We start from the raw sequence: 17,020 nt of genomic DNA, 5'->3' as shown, positions 1-17,020 counted from the left end.
AAATTGACAGAGCACGGCGAAAAAGGCAACTTTTATTTGCGGATAAGCACTAAGCAGATTCGCCGCGAGCAGTATTGGCTGGATAGTCCGACGCACAACTCCGGCGACAATCCACTGATGGGGCGGCTCCGCCGCGCACTGAACCAACTCGCCACCGGAATCTTCGAGCACGCGCACCATTATGTTTTCGAGCTGACGCAGAACGCAGATGACAACCGCTACACTGAGAATACCGACCGATTTCTAAAGTTCGTCCTACTTAACAATGATCCGACGGAGACGCCCCGAAGTCAGGGTTGTCTCTGCGTACTGAACGATGAGACGGGATTCGAGAAAAAGCATGTCGAGAGTCTTTGCGACATCGGGAACTCCACGAAGCAGGGCAATCGTGAGGGCTACATTGGCGAGAAGGGCATCGGGTTTAAGTCGGTTTTCCTTATCTCTAACCGTCCGCACGTCATTTCCAATGGTTACTCTTTTCACTTCCGGCGCGACGATTGCGACGCTGGCCTGGGCTACATCGTTCCGCATTGGGACGAAAAGATTACCGCCGTCACCGAATCCATTCCGACGGCCATTCTGCTTCCGTTGCGAGGATCATCCGGCGTCGATGTCGCCAAGCAACTCGCCGACGTTGAACCTGAGTGCATTCTGTTCTTGCGGAAGTTGCAGCGCATTGAACTGGTCGCTGCCCACACTGGACTGAACCGCACTATGCATAGAAGCGGTACGGATGGATTCGTTGCCCTCGAATCCGACGGCACGCGGACCAGCTACTTTGTTCACAGAGCAGAGCACTCCTGCTCTCATATTCACGAACCACTCAGGGAAGGTGTCTGTTCTACGTCGGTCACGGTTGCGCTGCCGCTAAGTACGCCGGACGCGACAGATGGACGAGTATTCGCGTTCCTTCCCACTGAAGCACGGACAGGATTCCCGTTCCTCATTAATGCCGATTTTCTCCTGCCTGCCAGTCGTGAGCGAATTTTCGACACCCCGGAATGGAACAAGCAGTTGGTCAAGTTTGCGGCAGCAACTTTTGTCGAAGCGTTTGACGGGCTGCGAGACAATGCCAATCACCGGACACTCGCTTATCGCTTCATTCCAGTGAAGACCGACTTGTTTCCGGGGGCGAGTCTCTTTGCGCCGCTCATGGAATCGGTGCAAACCGTATTAAGGGAAAAGAAGTGCATCCTCACCAAAGTTGGTGATTTCATTTTGCCCGCAGATGCCTATTTCGCAGAGCCGTTATCTCGACGCCTACTTTCCGAGTCTCCTTCACGACTGGCCGATTTCCGATTGGTACATTCAGATTTGGAGAACCACCGAAAGCGGCTTGAGCCGCTTGGAGTCCAAACCCTCACAATTCCTCAAGTCCTCGATATCTGCGCCGATGCCGACTGGTTGCGTGCCCGTGATACCAAATGGTGGGAAACCTTGTTTGAATTGCTGTCTCAATACAATGTTTCAGTGGAAGTCGTTGCGTCATTTCCCTTGCTCCGTTGTCAGGATGGTGTGTGTCGTCGTCCATCAGACCGCACTGTGTTTATCCAAGCAGAAGGACAACAAGCACCGTTGACGATTCCACCTGAATGGCCAGCCGCTCACATCTTCGATACTGATCTTCAAAAGCGGCTTCAGCAAAAGCCAATAGCATGGGCATGGTTGTCACGAGTCGTCGGGTTACGCCTCTTTTCGGTTCAGGCTTACATCACTGGCAGTCTGCTCAACTGGATGTGTTCACAAACTGGCGAGCATGCGGCGAAACGAATTGTAGCAGCCACCCACTTCATCGCGACTAACATTTCCAAGCCTGAGGAACATCGTCAAACTCTCCAAGAGCGAATGCCTTGGTTACTGGCGGACGAACGAGTGCTACTCTCTGAGGATCGTTCGGGAAAAGAACTGGTTACGCCTGAGTGCCTTGAAGGCGATTTGGGCTGGAACTGGGTGTTTATCAGCGCACAGGACCGTCAGCATTTCTGGCTCTTGAGCGACGCCTACATAGGTGGTCAGCCAGTGGCAACAAAGGATTCGGTTCGTAAGTTGATGATGGCTTGCGGCGCAACCGGCGTTCCCGACCCGGCGAGAATCAGACGCCACGACGGGAGAGTTGATTGGGGCTGTCCGCGCTGGCTTCGTGACTTGGATCTGCAACAAGCTCCACAGAATATGAACCGAAAGGTTGCTGCCTTGGAACATTGGATTGGAGGGTTCAAACCTGATGTTTTCGCCAGATTCTTAACCCTCGACACGGATGAAAAGACTTGGCTTGGGAACCAAAACACTCTGCCGTCTGAGCTAGGTACTGCGCTCCGTATCCGCCCGTGGTTGCACTCTACGAAAGGCTTAGTCTCGCCGCCGGTAGCATTCGTAAATGATCCGGAGGTTCGTGAATTTCTCCGCGACTCCGTTGCTTACAGCCTGTCAAAGCTACATGCAGAATTACTTGAAAAACTTGGAACTCACCTCCGCCTCTCTGCGGCAACGCTCATCAACCTGCTTCGGCAAATTCGGGATGGAGGCAACGTGGATGAAGGATTGGTTGTTCGCATTTACCGCCGGCTCCAAACACTGGAGTTCGATACTGGAATCTTTCGCACCGAGGCACTGATTTTCCTCGCCCGTCCCACACCCCAGTGGATGCAGGCAGAGCGTGTGTTTTGGAACGATGCGGGTGATGTGTTTGACGAATACTTCGGTTATGCGGCGCTGACTTATGAAAACGAGGACCTTCGAGGATTCTTTATCGAAAAACTTGGAGTCTGCGCCGATGTGCCGGAACAGCAACTGTCCGAGGTGTGGGCACAGATGTCGAGCGGGGACTTGCTCGCTCCTGATGTTGTTGAGAAGCGTCTGAATATGATCCTCGGAAAGCTCGCGAGGGTTGTAAGTACAGGTGAACTACCGGAGTGGTGGATTCAGATTAAACCGCACCTGAAGGTCTGGACTGCAGCGAGGCGCTTCGATGTACCGGGAACTGTGTATGCGCCGGATGACACGTTTGCCGAAGGGATTTTTGCAGGAGTTGTGCGGATTGCCTGGAAACCAAAGGAAATCGCTTCAGCGACGCTAAATCGGTTACTTGATAGTTTGGGATGCTTGTCGCTTGCCCGAAATCTCAGAAGCCGCGTGGCACACACACTCGTCACGCAATCCAACGGTGACCCAAAATTTCTCACCCCTGCATCGAAGGAGCTGTTGCTATGCTGGGTTTGCGCTGCCGACGGTGCCGACGGGTGGAGCAACAAGCGCCAACAGCTTGAGCAATTGTTGAAGACGGACGAAGCGCAGGTCACCGAATTACGCATTGAATACTGGCTTGATGGTGATGCCACGCCCGTTTCAAGCGACGAGGACGACGCCTTTTGGTCCAGTCACGACCAACGGCTGTGTCTCCGACAAAATGCGACGGCGAAAGCACAACAGGCTGCCGCCGCCATGTCCATTGCTGCGCAGTTTGGTCGGCACGGTAAGCAAGGTGAAGACACTGTTTATCGCCTCCTCGGTCTCGAATCTGTCGACGCGCGTCGTGAACTGGCTGAACGGAAATGGGAACTAATACCGCAGCAAAAAGCCTGGCTGCAATCGGTCGGCTACAGGTCGGAAATTGTGGAACTCACCACCAAGGCCACGAATCAAGATAATCGTGAATCACGTCCGCCGATCCCACCAGAAGCGCCTTCCGGCGGCAGCGTAGCCGCCACGCCTCAACAGAACCCAGCGCCGGAGTCCCAAGCGAGTGACCAGCTCAAGTCAGACGCACAGTCTGCAAAGTCGCCACCCGAAAGCAGCCCACCGGATGCTGGCATTACTCGATCTCCAGGTAAGACAGACGATCGAAACGAGCCACCGCAATTGGCCCGATCTACGGAAAGCGAACCAAATTCCAGTTCTCCACTCAAATCACCCGATGCTGAAGCGGAGTTTATTCACGTCAACGCACACACCAGACGACAACCAGGACGTGAGCCCCAGAAAGGGGAAGCTGGTGACAGAGAAACCCAGGGGCAACACCCTATGGCTGGCGTCTCTCACGCTACAAAAACTGAGATTGAGAATGCGGCTGTGCAAGTCATTTTGCAACAGTTCCAGCGTGTTCCGGGATTGCGTGGGTTCAAAGTCCATGACGAGCGAAAGCGAAATCATGGGTACGACGTTCTCGCTATCAAGCCAGGCCACGTGCTGCGAATTGAAATCAAGGCTCACCTTCGCGAGGCAAAATCGGTCTTTGTGACCCAAAAAGAATGGCAGCAATCAAAGAGGCACGCCAAAGGGCCCCCTGAAGACCATTGGGAACTTTGGAATGTCGAAAACTTGGCCGGTGACACACCAGGAAAAGTGCGGATTATCCGATACCAGTATTTGCCTGACGACGCCTTTCGTGAATCCGGCTACTGGGTTGACTTGAACGCCTGTCACTCGGAATCGATCCAATGAACGCCACCACGATTTATATCCTCGGCGCGGGTTGTTCAGTCAAATACGGCTACCCACTGGCAGCAGGCTTTATCCCTGAGTTGGAATCATTCAGCCGCACTCTCGATGGCGATTCACCGAAACTGAAGCGATGCGTTGACGAAACTGTCGCGCTCTTGCGCCACGAGAACGTTCAAACGCTCGATGATCTGACGTTCCGAATTCACAACCGCGCTTTGGACGACCAACGGCAGCCGTCCACGCAAGCCTATGGCGTGCGTAGCCGAAGAATTCTAAACGCAAAGATTGCCACCGCTGCGTTGTTTCTCCACTTGGAGCAGGCGGCGAAGGCCAAGGTTTTGGACAGCTATCAGCGCCTCATCTTGAAGCTCTTTCCGGGAAGCAGCGACTGGCGGCAACGATTCCGAAACACAAATTGTCGTCTGCTGACTTTCAATTACGACAGACTGTTCGAGTTGGCCCTTCTCAAAATGTTTCGTATCGAACAGCACGAAGGGCTGCTCTACGGCGAGGACATACTGAACTCCGGCCTGAACAGCAACACAGGGCGGGGTCTCGGGTTTGCCTCTGACCGCTTCTGCTTTGTTAAGCTTCACGGCTCAATCGGAGTGAGGGTTCGAGAGGAGGCGGGCGGCCCGCGTTACTATCCTTATCTTGACGGATCGAGACCGGGCGAAGTGCTGAATATCAACGACGAGCGGTTTTTTGCGAACGCGGACAACTCCAATCCCTACGAACGAGATCCAGCGCCCCTTATCGTGTTTCCGTTCGAGAAAGACTTTGTGCTGTCTGGCTCGCAAAACCAACTGGTTTTTCGCGAATACATCTCCCGTGTCTGGCAACAGGCTGAACATGTGATTACCACCGCAACTGAGATTCGGTTTGTCGGTTACTCTTTTCACCCGATGGACCACGTTGCGGTGCTTGGCCTCCTGAAAAAAGCACAGAGTTGTTCCAAGCTCGTGATTCAGAATAGGCACGGCGAAGCAGAGCGGATTTGCAGAACGCTACAGGTTGATCATGGAATTAAAATCCCGCTTCAGCCCTATGGTTGCGACTTTTAGAGGGGTTTGCCTGGTTCAAAATGGTGTCTTTTGCACTTGAAGCCTGAGTCGGAACGGATACTGGCAACTGATCGGAAGCTTCCGGAGTCAATAGGGTTCGACTATAATATCCGACCCGTTTCCCGGCATAAGATCACCCTTGATTCCCCAACCAGTGGGGGCGTAGGCTCGCTCGCATGGTTAGCTAAAAACAAGGCTCCTTTACCGCAATGAACAGTGCCAAAAACCAAATCAGTATCAGTAAAACCAGGATTCTGTCAGTGGGATCAGCTCTTTCTCTGGCCCTGGTCGTGCTTGGTTCTCACCTGCTTTGCCTGCGCGCCGGCACCGATGCTGCCTCCACCCGCGACGCGATCAGCATGCACTTGGACCGCCGCTACCCGTCCCTCCTCGAACTCTACAAGCATCTCCACGCCCCCGGGCTGCATTCGTCGCTGTTCGCGCCTGACCCAGAGCCGACGCTCAAGACCGGCATCACCGCAATGTCAGTCGCGGTGCTGGAGCTGATGGGGAAGAAGTGAAGGGCGTCGTAGCCAGTCCGGCGAGAGGGGGCGCAATGGCACAAAATACAATTTTTGCCATGCTCTAATAAATACTTCCAATCTCCCTGCGATCTGCTATCTTTCAAGCATGACAACATTGTCGCAATCAAGGCCGATTGAGGCAGCCAAGTTGAAGCCTGTCCTGCACGAGAAAATCGAGCAGATGGATCATCAACATTTGGAATTGCTCAATCGACTCTTGCTGCAACTGGAGGCGGAGGAGCTTGCCAACCGGTTAAGTGCAGCCTTTGACAAAGACCACGAGCTGGGTATTGCGGAACGCAAGATGTCAGAGGGAATTGAAATCCAAGCCCTTGCGTTGGGGGCCAATGACAAGGCGGAGCTTGCCGAAAGGCTCGTTGAGAGTCTTGCGATTTCACAGAATACCAGCGCCCACAAAGCGTGGCTGGCGCTTGCAAAAAGGCGGCGCGATGAGGTTAGATCTGGAGCCGTTGCCACCATTCCTGGAGAAGAAGGTTCAGCGATGGTGCGCAAGTTGGTTGGAAGATGAACTTTGCGTACCATCCTGATGCGTTGACCGAGTATGTGGATGCCGCGCTGTATTATGATGAGCGGGTTCCAGGTCTTGGCGCAAAACTCACCTTGGAAGTTGACGCCGCAATCGAACAAATTTGCAACTCGCCCGACCGATGGCGGTGTGTTGACGAGGATATCCACCGTTACTTGCTGCATCGTTTTCCATACTGCATTCTTTACACGGTAGAGGATACTTTTATTCTCATCGTGGCCATCATGCATCTGAGTCGTGAACCCGGCTATTGGCGGCATCGCATCTCGTGAGGCGAGCGATTCCGCTACCCCTCCTGCAATTCATCGGAATCAAGGCTATAGGGCACCCGTCTTCTGATTTAATCCGTCCCAGCCGGCTTATACCATTTTCATCATGCAGTTGCACGATTACGAATCAGCGAGTGGTTGTGTAATTAGAGGTAAGCCGACTGGGAAGTCGGCGACACAGCAGGTTTGGAAACCTGCGCTACGATGACAAGGCGTACGCCTGAGCGGTTTGAATGATGCAGTTACAAACTGGAAATGGTATTAATCCCTCCCAGCCGTCCAGCGGACCGCGCGGCGGACGAAATCCTCCAGGCCTTTGGTCTTTTCAGGATGCGGGCTGAAACATAAAACGCGCCCCTTCCCGTAGGTGCCCATGGCAATCGCCGTGGTGCCAATCATCACGCCGGAAGGAGCGTTTTTCTTGGCGATCTCCGAGTTGTAGGTTGCCAGCAGGATATATGGGGGGAGGTTGGTGTGGTTGCCGGGGGCCAAAAGCGGACCTTGCCCGTAATAACAGGTGACACTCTCATTGGTGCTGCCAAGCAGTCGGCGGCCCTCAGGGGTCATTTTGAGGGTGACATCACCCATGCCCCGCGCCCAATGCTCGGTATCAACCACTCTGGCATTAAGCAAAGCGAGCGACCAGGTGTAGTGGCTGGAGGCCAGATACGCGCCCGCGCAGAAACCAAGGTAGCCGCCGCCATTCCGGACAAAGTCCTGGACGGCGAGGCGGCCTTTTTCATCGAGCAGCTTGCTCTGTTTGGACCCGCTGCCGCCCGGACAGATCAGCACGTCAATTTGGGAAAGGATATTGCTGCGGATATCTTCGCCAGTGATCGTTCGGAAAGTGAAGTCCGGTGAGGGCGAGAGACAGCGCTGAATGTTATTGGGGCCGGTACCGCGTTCGGCCGTGCCGTAAACGTCCAGGCACGCAACGCGGATCGGCGCATGGTTCCCGGCAGTTTGACTGTGCGCAACACCGAGCCCCAGCGTAGCCAGGACAATCATGGCGGCCAACTCACGCTTCATCAGGGCAATTCGGCTGGTCTTAATAAGATTCAAAGCAAGTTCAGTTCGTTTGCAGCTCGATGAACACGACTTCGAGTGGTTCCAGATCGGTGGCGAACTCCTTGGGCAGCGGCAGGTTTTTCCATAACGGTTGGAAAGCGTCTCCGGCCGTCGAACGGTAGATCTCGGCACTGGCGGACTTCGCAGCCGGGGCGTTGCGGGTATCGAGGCGCACCTGCAACAGTTGCCGGGTTTCGGCAATGTTAATGAACAGATGACCGATCCGGTGATCCGGTGATTGCCATGAACTGGTGAGGATGGATGGCGTTGGCATTTCCTCCCGCACATACTTGCCGTCGCGTTGAACCGGCACAGGAATGGGCAACCTGGGCGTTACCAGCTCGAAGGGATGCAACATCCGGCCCAGCATCAGGAAGTCTTTGGCGCGGGTCTTCAAGATCCGGCTGTGGTTGCGGATCAGGGCAAGCTGGTCCGGATGCGCCTCCAACAGAGTCAGTGGCGACGACCAGAAGGAGCCGCCGGGCGTGCGTCCCGTGAGCAGGTTCAGCGCATGGCAACGGACGTTCCAACGATTGTTATCCTTGCTCAACCCGGCGCTGTCGCCCCCGTAACCGATGGCATACTCGTGATAGAGATAGTCGAACAACGGGATGCCGACTGCGCCGGGATAGCCGCGATACCAGCGCTTCTCGTAATACTCGCGCACATGAAAACCATCGAGGTGCGGAATTAACTGCTCGTGCGCTTCTTCGTGGAACAGCACGAAATACGGCGCAAGTTTCTTGCCGTGCCGGCGCATGGCATCGAGCAGTTCCCCAAATGCGTGGCTCTGGTAAAGCCCGGCACCGGGCGCGTGGCCATGCGCGGTCGAATAACACTCATCGCCGCCGCCGCCAACGGTCTGGTCCATCTGCAAGACGTCCACGCCAAGCGCATGGGCCTGGTCAATAATGTTGCAGAAAAACTTTTCCGTCTGGGGGGCGCCGACACAAAATTGGTAAGAGTGACGTTTCCAATCCCCGGCCTGGTTGGACTCGTTCAGCACATATTCCTTGGGCTGACGTGACTTCTCGTCGAGGACATAGGCGTCGGCATACTGTTGCGCGGCGGAAATCTCACCCCCATCACGGCCCGCATTCCGATACGTGTAGTACAGTCCCGATAGATAAAAGAATGGCCGAATCCCATCTTGCTGGAGCCGGGCGAACACCGGCTTGGCGTGGTCTGCGTCGAAGACCGGGAAATACTCGCCGGCGGTCCAGCGCCGGTGATTCTCCCAACCGGCGAGCATCGCCACGACCGGACCGTCAATCTTAGTGCGCCACGCGCGGAGGGTGTCATGAAGTTGCGGGTAGAAGGAACCCGTACAGGTCCGCGTCTTATCGTAGGTGCGAACTTCGAAGACGCCCACGTCCGGACCGGCTTTCCACCACGCGGGAATATCCGCCCGCTCGACCAGTTTCCGGGCGCACCACGGCTGGCGAATGGCCCATTGCTTGTATTGATCGGCCGTGTCGCACCAGGTGCCCTGAGTTACCCCCAGTGCCACCGGATACGGACTCTGCCAATCGGCCGCCGCACCCACAGTTGTGAATTCGTGCCAGCAACGGAATCCATCGGCCTGCTTCAACACCGCCAAAGACATCGGATTCCCCGCCGGATCCATCCCGGCCAGATAGACGCCAGCCGACGGGTCCTGAAACGCGAGAAACTGAGCCGACAAATTCCCCGGATACTTGAGCGCCACGCTCTGCCCATTGCGCCAGTTGGCGGCCGGGTTCTCGATGAGCGTGCCAGCCAACGCCGGCAGCACCAGAAAATCGTCGTTCGCATCACCAATGGCCGGCACCGCCAGGAACTGCGGAAACTTCAGGGCCTTGATTACGCGGCCGGTCTTGTTTCCAATGTGGATGGACCAGCGAGTCAGCGGATTATTCTCATCGCACAACACGGTCACCGCCACCGCCAGTTCGCAGCCCGGGAACTTTCCGTAAGTCATGGTGACCTTGCCGCCCTCAGCGCGTATGTTCGATTCGCCCGCCTGTGTGCTTTCAAGGGTCACCGGACTGCCATCCTCCTTCACCAACGTGAGCGAGAAGAGATTTTTATGCGCTGGCCCGGCCACCACGGCTTGACCGCTGGCCTTATGAACGAGCCGGTCCAAATACGGCGCGGGTGACTTACCCAATTCCAGCCGCAGCACGCGATTTTCCAGCACGACGACATCCGCAGCGTTCGCAGTGGTCCACAACCCCATTGCCAGAAGCACAATTAATTTGTTCATGATTTCCAGGGGTTGGACGCAATGAACAAAGCAGGCATTCAGAAAAGGGGTAACTTCAGAGCCTGTTTCATGAAAACAGGCGCGGTTATGGTCGGATTCCAAATCGCCCAGATGCAATCATGGTTCGAGCTTCACGTAATCCAAGCCGAACATGTATCCCTTGAGTGCCGCCGGGTTGGCACCGATGATTTCCACGGACAATTCGTGGTCCCGGGCATCCAGAGAATGGCTGCCCAAATTCAGCACGCCGGACGGCATCACTTCCGGGTCGTAGAGGTCAATGGGTTCGCCCAATTTTTTTCCGTCGAGTGATAATTGCACGATGCCATAATCCTTGGCTTTGGTCAGTTGCACGGAGAGCTTATAGGTTCCGGCTTGCTTGACTGGCACTGCCAGGGTGAGTTTGTCGCCCGGTTTCGCGCCGGTCCACCAGAGTTGTGAGCCGTTGCTCCATTCGCCCGGGAAGGTATCCAACGCTTGCTCGCGCGCATTTCCGGCGGTTTTTGACAGGATTTTCAGCGACTCGCCTTCCAGCGCGCCCTTCACGACATTCACGGTGACCTCTTCCCAATATCCAACTCGCTCACTGATGGGCAACACCGGATACGGGTCTTTACCCCCGGCGGCGAGGTACCAGTAGCTGATGCAGGCGTACAGGGTGGGACGCGCGTTGGGAAAATATTTCTCAATATCACCCTCGAACGATTTCTGGAACGGCACGTTATCCGCGATGTGCCAGCGGTTCACCGAGATATGCCCCTTATTGTTCATGGAGATGGTCTGGTTATGGTAGCAATTCTGAAACAACGTGGGACAGCACCAGGCGTAGCCGAAATAATCCTCCGAACCGGTGCCAAAGGTGGATGGAAACTTTTCGCCATCCACGAAAAACTTTTCGTCGCCTTCGCCCCACCATTTGCCCTTGGGATTCCACACATGCAACATGACGCCCACGAAGCGTCCGGCACCTTCGGTTTTGAGCATGGTCCAATCAATTTTGCGCTCGGGCTCGGCGGGCAGGAAGGCGTCGCGATGCCACTTGGCGTGGAAACGCAGATATTGGTCGGCAGGTTTGGCGAGCGGAGTGTGAGTCACTTCAAACGTCACGGTGCGCGGCTCTTTGCCCGCGTTGCTTAGTTCCACCAGCGCCCCCTTGCCAAAGGGCATGAACCAGTAGCTGTACCACCAGCCGGTGTTGTTCAGCCCGAGCGGCAATGATTGATACGGGTGCGCTCCGGCAGCGGTGCCAAAGAAATCATTGAACGGCGACCAGACGGACGGCTCGGTTGCGCCATCCCATTTGATGCTGAGCGCCAGTTCGCGCAACACCGTGCGCGCCTCGGCCTCGGGGGGTACGTCCAGGCGCGCCCGCAACCCGGTGATGGCTCGCGCCCCGGCAATGTCTGCCACCACAACGGTCTGGCCCGGAGCCACGGTGACTTCCCGCTGAATCACCAGGTCGTCACGACGATGCACGGCGGGATTGGCGGCGCCGGCTTTGAGGATTTGGTTGGCCTGATCCAGCGCGGCATTCTCCTCGGCGGATAGCTGGCGCTGGAAGGTCGGCACCCGGGTGCCTTTGGGAAAGGTGCTGAAGCCGAACTGATAGTAATTCCCCCAATTGGGTTCCCCGACGATCTTGCACGATTTCTGGTAAGGAATGGGCGTGTAATTGTTCCAACCCATGGCAACCGTATGCACCAGCGCGGAACGGGTGAACGGCGCCGCCTTGCCGTTAAAATAATCCTCGAACGGCAAATCCACCGCCGGTTCGGCAGCGCCATCCAGATAGATTTTCACCCGCCCCTGTTTGGGTGTGGCGGACCAGATGCGCCAGAGACAGCCGGGGCCTTCCATCTCGGCGAACACCACTTGATCGCCCTCTTTGCGGATGAGACCGCCGCCATCGCCGTTGGCGTCCCAGCCCACATATTTGCCGGTCGCCTCATCATAGCGGCTCCTGCGATCGTAGCTGGACCATTGGCCGCATAGTTCGCCCGGCAAGGGCGGGACGGCGAGTTGTTCCAGGTCGGTCAGGCGTTTGACGAGGTCCACGTAGCTGAGTTGATCTGCGGCCAACAACGTTCCCGGCAGGCTAAGTGCCGCCATCACACACACTAGATATCGCATAGGCTTGATTTTGTTTTACGGTGGACAGTCTAAGCGCGCGCGTGGAGGAAATAAACGGGAAAAACGATAAAAATGGGATGGCCCAGGGCTTCATCAAGCGCGTTGGTGCGTTACGAATACTACGAGGTGGGCAGGGTCTGTGGTTCCGTACCCCCTCACCTGTTTCCTCTCCCTCGGGGAGAGGATTTTCATTATCCGGCTGAGGGAATCGGATGAATCGCTTCACTTTCTTGAACCAAACCGAGCTTTAAGCAGCCCTGGAGGTGGCCAGCCGGCATAAATGGAAAGCGGTCCATGGCCGGGCGTTCCGTTTGGTGAAGCAATAATGTACTCGACAGCAAGCGGGGTGGAATTAGGATTACCGCATGAACCTTGGCCATAAGCAATGTCCCCTAACCGCACCGCATCCGGTGAAGGAATGGGGTATGACAAAAATCAAATTCCTGTCCGGCATGGGATGGCTCTCGCTGGCCGCGCTATCTTGGGCCCAGCCCACCCCGCCCACCACCCCGCCCACCGCCACCCCGCCGCGCACCGCCCCGCGCCCGTCAATCGTCTCGCCGGAAGTGAATCCCGACCGTTCGGTCACCTTCCGGTTTCGCGATCCAAACGCCAAGGCGGTCATGCTATCGCGGGAGGGAGCGAAAGCCATTCCGATGCAAAAGGACGACTCCGGCATTTGGAGCGTCACGACGGAACCGCTCGATCCGGATTTGTACGGATATACCTTTCAGGCGGACGGGGTCGGTCTGCTTGATCCCGGCAATTCGTTGTTCAAACCAAATCTGCTGGGGATGAACAGCTTGTTGCATGTGCCCGGGCCAGCCACGTTGCCGTGGGAGGTCAGCGACGTTCCGCATGGTGTGGTGCAGCATCATTTCTACAAGTCCGCCATCATCGGCGACCACCGCGATTATTACGTCTATACGCCGCCCGGGTATGACCCAACGTCCCGGAAGCGATACCCGGTGTTTTATTTATTCCACGGCTATAGCGACGACGCGAGCGGATGGACTGCGGTGGGACGGGCCAACATCATCCTCGATAACCTGATTGCCCAAGGCAAGGCCAAGCCGATGCTGGTGGTGATGACCTTGGGATATGGCGCGCCCGAAATTGTGGCGCGCAACCGGGGATCGTTGCGCGATCCGGAATTGCGCGACCGTAACTATAACCGATTCCGGGACGCGCTGTTCAGCGAAGTGATCCCGCAAGTGGAGAAACAGTATCGGGTGCAAGCGGATCGGAAGTCGCGCGCCATCGCGGGGTTATCCATGGGTGGGGCGGAGTCGTTGTATATCGGGCTGAATGCCCCCGACCGGTTTGCCTGGATTGGAGCGTTCAGCGCGGGCGGGTCATCGGGAGATTACGAGAAGACCTATCCCAACGTGGACGCAAAATTGAACGACCAGATCAAACTGCTGTGGATCGCGTGCGGCACGGAGGATGGGTTAATGGCGGGGAACCGCCGGTTTCGTGAGTGGCTGAATGTGAAAGGCGTCAAAATGACTGAGATCGAGACGCCGGGGGCGCATACGTGGATGGTCTGGCGGCGAAATCTGGCTGAGTTTGCGCCGCTGTTGTTTCGTTAGGTTACGTTACGGTCAGGCACTGTTGGCCAGTTTGGGTGCGATGAAAAATAAATTCAAAGACCGGGTCGTGGATGTGATGCTCATCCTCGTGTTCTTGGCGATTATTGCCGGGGCGGCCTATGCCATCATCAAAACGATGACGACATGGACCATTAAGGAACTGGGGTAGGACTTGCGCCGGGCGCATCCTTATTTGACATTGGCGTTAGTTGGGCTTTATTAGCGCGTCAATGATGTGCAGCCGTTTTGGTAAGGCTGCCTGAACAAGAGGTTTCCGTTGCAACGGTGCCGTACAGACGCGACAGCGATTGCCGGGAACCAAAAATTAAAAGGAAATATCATGAGTGGAAATTGTGGTGATTGTTGTTGCGAGAGCGAACAGGTGTTGCACGTGGGCGCGGAACTGCCCGCGTTTGAACTGGAAACGTATAATCCCGCCGAAGGGGAATTTGGGACCTTATCACTGGCCAAGCAGAAGAAGGCTGGGAAATGGACCATCCTGGTGTTTTATCCAGCGGACTTCACGTTCGTGTGCCCCACGGAATTGGCCGATCTGGCCGAGAAATACGATGCCCTCAAGAAATTGGGCGCGGAAGTGGCGTCGGTGAGCACGGATACCAAGTATGCGCATCTCGCCTGGCGCAATTCGGAAAAGCTGCTGGAGAAAGTGAAATTCCCGATGGCGGCAGACCCCACCGGCACGCTTTCCCGGCTGCTGGGTGTTTATGATGAACAAACCGGCCTGGCGTTGCGCGGCACGTTTATCATCAATCCAGCAGGCAAGCTGGTTTCCGCGGAAATCAACTTTTACAACGTGGGCCGCAATGCGGATGAACTGTTGCGGAAGATGGAAGCCAACGCGTATCTGGCCAAACATCCGGCTGAAGCCTGCCCGGCGCGCTGGAAACCCGGCAGCAAAACACTAACCCCCTCCGAGAAGCTCGTGGGTAAGGTGTACGAAGCCTTGCAGTAAATCACGCCAACGAATTCCAGACGGGCGTCGTATGGATCAAAGATCCTTCGACGCCCGTTTTTTATTTCACCGATCTCCGCCAAACCGTGGTGCTTTGTGCTGGCCACCGGCGGCAGTTTGGCGCAATCATCAGGGCCATGAATAACACGCGAACAAATATCGGATGCTGGTGGCTGTCGGTTGTTCTTGGGGCGGCCTCAGCCTTTGGCCTGGAATCATCCAAATTGCCGCCGGAACTGGCGACGCCCAGCGTGGAGGCGGTGGAGTTTCATGCGCGCGGCGGGTTGCCGAATTTCTTTGCCAAGCTAAAGCAGGGCAAGGAGGTGCGCGTCGCCTACTTTGGCGGCAGCATCACCGCCCAGGACGGCTACCGTGTAAAAACACTCAAGTGGTTCCAAAGCCAGTTTCCCCAGGCGAAACTCAGCGAAATCCATGCCGCCATCGGCGGCACCGGGTCCGACCTCGGCGTCTTCCGTTGCCAGCAGGATGTGCTCGCCAAAAATCCGGACCTGGTCTTTGTGGAATTTGCCGTGAATGATGGCGGAGCCGATCCCGCGCAGATTTACCGGTGCATGGAAGGCATCGTTCGCCAGATTTGGACGCAAAATCCGGACATCGACATCTGCTACGTTTATACGATTGCGGGGAACATGCTCGAAACGCTGCAAACCGGCAAGTATCCCCGCTCCGCCAGTGCGATGGAGAAGCTGGCCGATCACTACGCCATCCCCTCGATCCACATGGGCCTGGAAGTCGCGCGCCTGGTCAAATCGGGCAAGGTTATCTTTACTGGGAGCAAGCCCAAGACCGACCAGGACAAGCAGGCGCTGGGCGACAAGATTCTGTTTTCACCGGATTCGGTGCATCCGTACACCGATACCGGCCATCAGTTGTATCTGGAAGCCGTGGTGCGGGGGATGGAAAAAATCCGGGTGACTGGCCAGCCTGGACCGCATGGGTTGAAAGCACCGTTCGTAAGTGACCATTGGGCGGCAGCCAAGATTGTGCCATTGACCCGTACCAAGCTGAGTACGGGCTGGCAGAAGCTCGATCCGGCAACCCATAAATTGGCCCAGAGCTATCAGAAACAGTTGCCGGAGCTGTGGCTGGCCGGCAAAGCCGGCGAAACCCTGTCATTCAAATTCAAAGGCATCGCGGCGGGAATTTATGACTTGGTGGGACCGGACTGCGGGCAATTGCGGGTGACCCTGGATGAGCAGAAAGCCTCCACCGTCTTGCGCTTCGACTCCTATTGCACGTATCACCGCCTGCAAAAATTCATGATCGGTTCCAACCTGCCGGAAGCGGTTCACTCCGCCAAATTGGAAGTGCTTCCGGATCAGCCGGACAAGGCCAAGATTCTGTCCCAGCGCAAGGAAAAGATGAACGATCCCAAACGGTTTGACGGGATCAACTGGTATGCCGGGAGCATTCTGTTGATTGGGGAGCTGGTGGAATAAACGTCCACCCGGCTCAAACGGCAGACGTTACCCGAGCACCCGGCGCAGCGTGTCGCGGAGTTCCGAGAGTCTGAATGGCTTTTGCACAAAGCCCGCCAGACCTTTGCCGACGAACCGGCTGATGGCGTCCTGTTCATTGAAGCCGCTCATCAACACGGCGCGCACGTTGGGGTTCACGCGCCGCATTTCCCGGAACGTGGCTTCGCCATCCAGGCGGGGCATGGTCAAATCCAACAGCACGGCCGCAATCAGTTGGGTATGCTCGCGAAACTGTTGCAGGCCGTCTTCCCCGTTGTTGGCCAGCAACACCTTGAATCCCAGCACCTGTAACATGCGGGCGACGGTGGCGCGCACGGTTTCTTCATCATCCACCACGAGGATGGTACCGTTGCCCTGCCAATCCGGTACTTTGGCGGGCACCAGTGTCGACGACGACGTGGCACCTATCAAGCAGGGCAGCAGAATTTTAAACGTCGAGCCGCGCCCGGCCTCGCTATAGACCTTGAGCGCTCCCTTGTGGCCGCGCACGATGCCCAGTACTGCCGCCAGTCCAAGACCGCGTCCAGTAAACTTGGTCGTAAAGAAAGGATCGAAAATCCGGGCCATGATCTCCGGGGTCATCCCGTCGCCGTTATCGCTGACTTCCAGGAAGACATAGTGCTTATCCGTAAATAGATATTGTCTGTCGCCAGCAGATTATGGCTGCGG

At 56.2% G+C, this 17,020-nt stretch carries 13 protein-coding genes and 1 pseudogene; 9 read left to right on the top strand and 5 right to left on the bottom strand.

The features are described from left to right. Positions 1–36: 36 nt before the first annotated feature. The 5 genes from WCO56_23945 (at position 37) to WCO56_23925 (ending at position 6,847) form a co-directional block, all read left to right on the top strand. Positions 37–4,440 (top strand): DUF3883 domain-containing protein, encoded by a 4,404-nt coding sequence (locus tag WCO56_23945; protein ID MEI7732645.1) that lies wholly within the window; start codon positions 37–39, stop codon positions 4,438–4,440. Further along, positions 4,437–5,504 carry a hypothetical protein gene (locus WCO56_23940; GenBank protein MEI7732644.1) on the top strand — a complete coding sequence of 356 codons (1,068 nt, stop codon included), beginning with the start codon at positions 4,437–4,439 and terminating at the stop codon, positions 5,502–5,504. Before WCO56_23945 ends, WCO56_23940 begins: the two co-directional genes overlap by 4 nt. A gap of 209 nt (positions 5,505–5,713) precedes the next feature. Then, entirely contained in the window at positions 5,714–6,025 is a 312-nt protein-coding gene (locus tag WCO56_23935) for a hypothetical protein (protein ID MEI7732643.1), read from the top strand. 109 nt (positions 6,026–6,134) lie between these two features. Continuing rightward, positions 6,135–6,557 carry an addiction module protein gene (locus WCO56_23930; GenBank protein ID MEI7732642.1) on the top strand — a complete coding sequence of 141 codons (423 nt, stop codon included), beginning with the start codon at positions 6,135–6,137 and terminating at the stop codon, positions 6,555–6,557. Further along, a complete protein-coding gene (locus tag WCO56_23925) occupies positions 6,554–6,847 on the top strand; it encodes a type II toxin-antitoxin system RelE/ParE family toxin (GenBank protein ID MEI7732641.1) in 294 nt (97 codons plus the stop codon). The genes WCO56_23930 and WCO56_23925 overlap by 4 nt, the downstream gene beginning before the upstream one ends. Before the next feature lie 258 nt (positions 6,848–7,105). Here WCO56_23925 and WCO56_23920 read toward each other — a convergent pair whose 3' ends face one another. From WCO56_23920 to WCO56_23910, 3 genes are all read right to left on the bottom strand, one after another. Then, positions 7,106–7,873: a BPL-N domain-containing protein gene (locus WCO56_23920; GenBank protein MEI7732640.1), complete on the bottom strand. Its 768-nt coding sequence runs from the start codon at positions 7,871–7,873 to the stop codon at positions 7,106–7,108. A 40-nt stretch (positions 7,874–7,913) separates the two neighbouring features. Beyond that, the gene (locus WCO56_23915; GenBank protein ID MEI7732639.1) at positions 7,914–10,157 is read right to left on the bottom strand and encodes a DUF6259 domain-containing protein; all 2,244 of its coding nucleotides are present in this window, start codon (positions 10,155–10,157) and stop codon (positions 7,914–7,916) included. A 117-nt stretch (positions 10,158–10,274) separates the two neighbouring features. Then, positions 10,275–12,287: a glycoside hydrolase family 172 protein gene (locus WCO56_23910; GenBank protein MEI7732638.1), complete on the bottom strand. Its 2,013-nt coding sequence runs from the start codon at positions 12,285–12,287 to the stop codon at positions 10,275–10,277. 425 nt (positions 12,288–12,712) lie between these two features. Here WCO56_23910 and WCO56_23905 point away from each other — a divergent pair, with 425 nt between their 5' ends. The 4 genes from WCO56_23905 (at position 12,713) to WCO56_23890 (ending at position 16,312) form a co-directional block, all read left to right on the top strand. Further along, on the top strand, positions 12,713–13,879 hold the full coding sequence (locus WCO56_23905; protein ID MEI7732637.1) for an alpha/beta hydrolase-fold protein: 1,167 nt from the start codon (positions 12,713–12,715) through the stop codon (positions 13,877–13,879). A 40-nt stretch (positions 13,880–13,919) separates the two neighbouring features. Further along, the gene (locus WCO56_23900) at positions 13,920–14,048 is read left to right on the top strand and encodes a hypothetical protein (GenBank protein MEI7732636.1); all 129 of its coding nucleotides are present in this window, start codon (positions 13,920–13,922) and stop codon (positions 14,046–14,048) included. Positions 14,049–14,219: 171 nt separating this feature from the next. Beyond that, positions 14,220–14,852, top strand: a complete 633-nt coding sequence (locus WCO56_23895) for a redoxin domain-containing protein (GenBank protein MEI7732635.1) — start codon at positions 14,220–14,222, stop codon at positions 14,850–14,852. Positions 14,853–14,989: 137 nt separating this feature from the next. Continuing rightward, on the top strand, positions 14,990–16,312 hold the full coding sequence (locus tag WCO56_23890) for an SGNH/GDSL hydrolase family protein (protein MEI7732634.1): 1,323 nt from the start codon (positions 14,990–14,992) through the stop codon (positions 16,310–16,312). Between the two features lie 27 nt (positions 16,313–16,339). Here the strand turns inward: WCO56_23890 and WCO56_23885 are convergent, their stop codons facing one another. Together WCO56_23885 and WCO56_23880 are read right to left on the bottom strand one after the other, a co-directional pair. Continuing rightward, positions 16,340–16,684, bottom strand: a complete 345-nt coding sequence (locus WCO56_23885) for a response regulator (protein MEI7732633.1) — start codon at positions 16,682–16,684, stop codon at positions 16,340–16,342. A 93-nt stretch (positions 16,685–16,777) separates the two neighbouring features. Then, a pseudogene (locus WCO56_23880) lies at positions 16,778–16,963 on the bottom strand (ATP-binding protein). Positions 16,964–17,020: the final 57 nt, after the last annotated feature.

The organism is Verrucomicrobiota bacterium (genome assembly GCA_037139415.1).
GTDB lineage: Bacteria > Verrucomicrobiota > Verrucomicrobiia > Limisphaerales > Fontisphaeraceae > JBAXGN01.
The sequence above is the reverse complement of the archived record's forward strand: the minus strand, read 5'-3'. Positions and strand labels throughout refer to the sequence as shown.

What these genes read in the sequence shown, in the direction of transcription:
- WCO56_23935 (MEI7732643.1), top strand. Translation starts at nt 5,714, where the DNA reads ATGAACAGTGCCAAAAACCAAATCAGTATCAGTAAAACCAGGATTCTG.
- WCO56_23940 (MEI7732644.1), top strand. Translation starts at nt 4,437, where the DNA reads ATGAACGCCACCACGATTTATATCCTCGGCGCGGGTTGTTCAGTCAAA.
- WCO56_23925 (MEI7732641.1), top strand. Translation starts at nt 6,554, where the DNA reads ATGAACTTTGCGTACCATCCTGATGCGTTGACCGAGTATGTGGATGCC.
- WCO56_23895 (MEI7732635.1), top strand. Translation starts at nt 14,220, where the DNA reads ATGAGTGGAAATTGTGGTGATTGTTGTTGCGAGAGCGAACAGGTGTTG.
- WCO56_23890 (MEI7732634.1), top strand. Translation starts at nt 14,990, where the DNA reads ATGAATAACACGCGAACAAATATCGGATGCTGGTGGCTGTCGGTTGTT.
- WCO56_23910 (MEI7732638.1), bottom strand. Translation starts at nt 12,287, where the DNA reads ATGCGATATCTAGTGTGTGTGATGGCGGCACTTAGCCTGCCGGGAACG.
- WCO56_23930 (MEI7732642.1), top strand. Translation starts at nt 6,135, where the DNA reads ATGACAACATTGTCGCAATCAAGGCCGATTGAGGCAGCCAAGTTGAAG.
- WCO56_23915 (MEI7732639.1), bottom strand. Translation starts at nt 10,157, where the DNA reads ATGAACAAATTAATTGTGCTTCTGGCAATGGGGTTGTGGACCACTGCG.
- WCO56_23920 (MEI7732640.1), bottom strand. Translation starts at nt 7,873, where the DNA reads ATGAAGCGTGAGTTGGCCGCCATGATTGTCCTGGCTACGCTGGGGCTC.
- WCO56_23900 (MEI7732636.1), top strand. Translation starts at nt 13,920, where the DNA reads ATGAAAAATAAATTCAAAGACCGGGTCGTGGATGTGATGCTCATCCTC.
- WCO56_23905 (MEI7732637.1), top strand. Translation starts at nt 12,713, where the DNA reads ATGACAAAAATCAAATTCCTGTCCGGCATGGGATGGCTCTCGCTGGCC.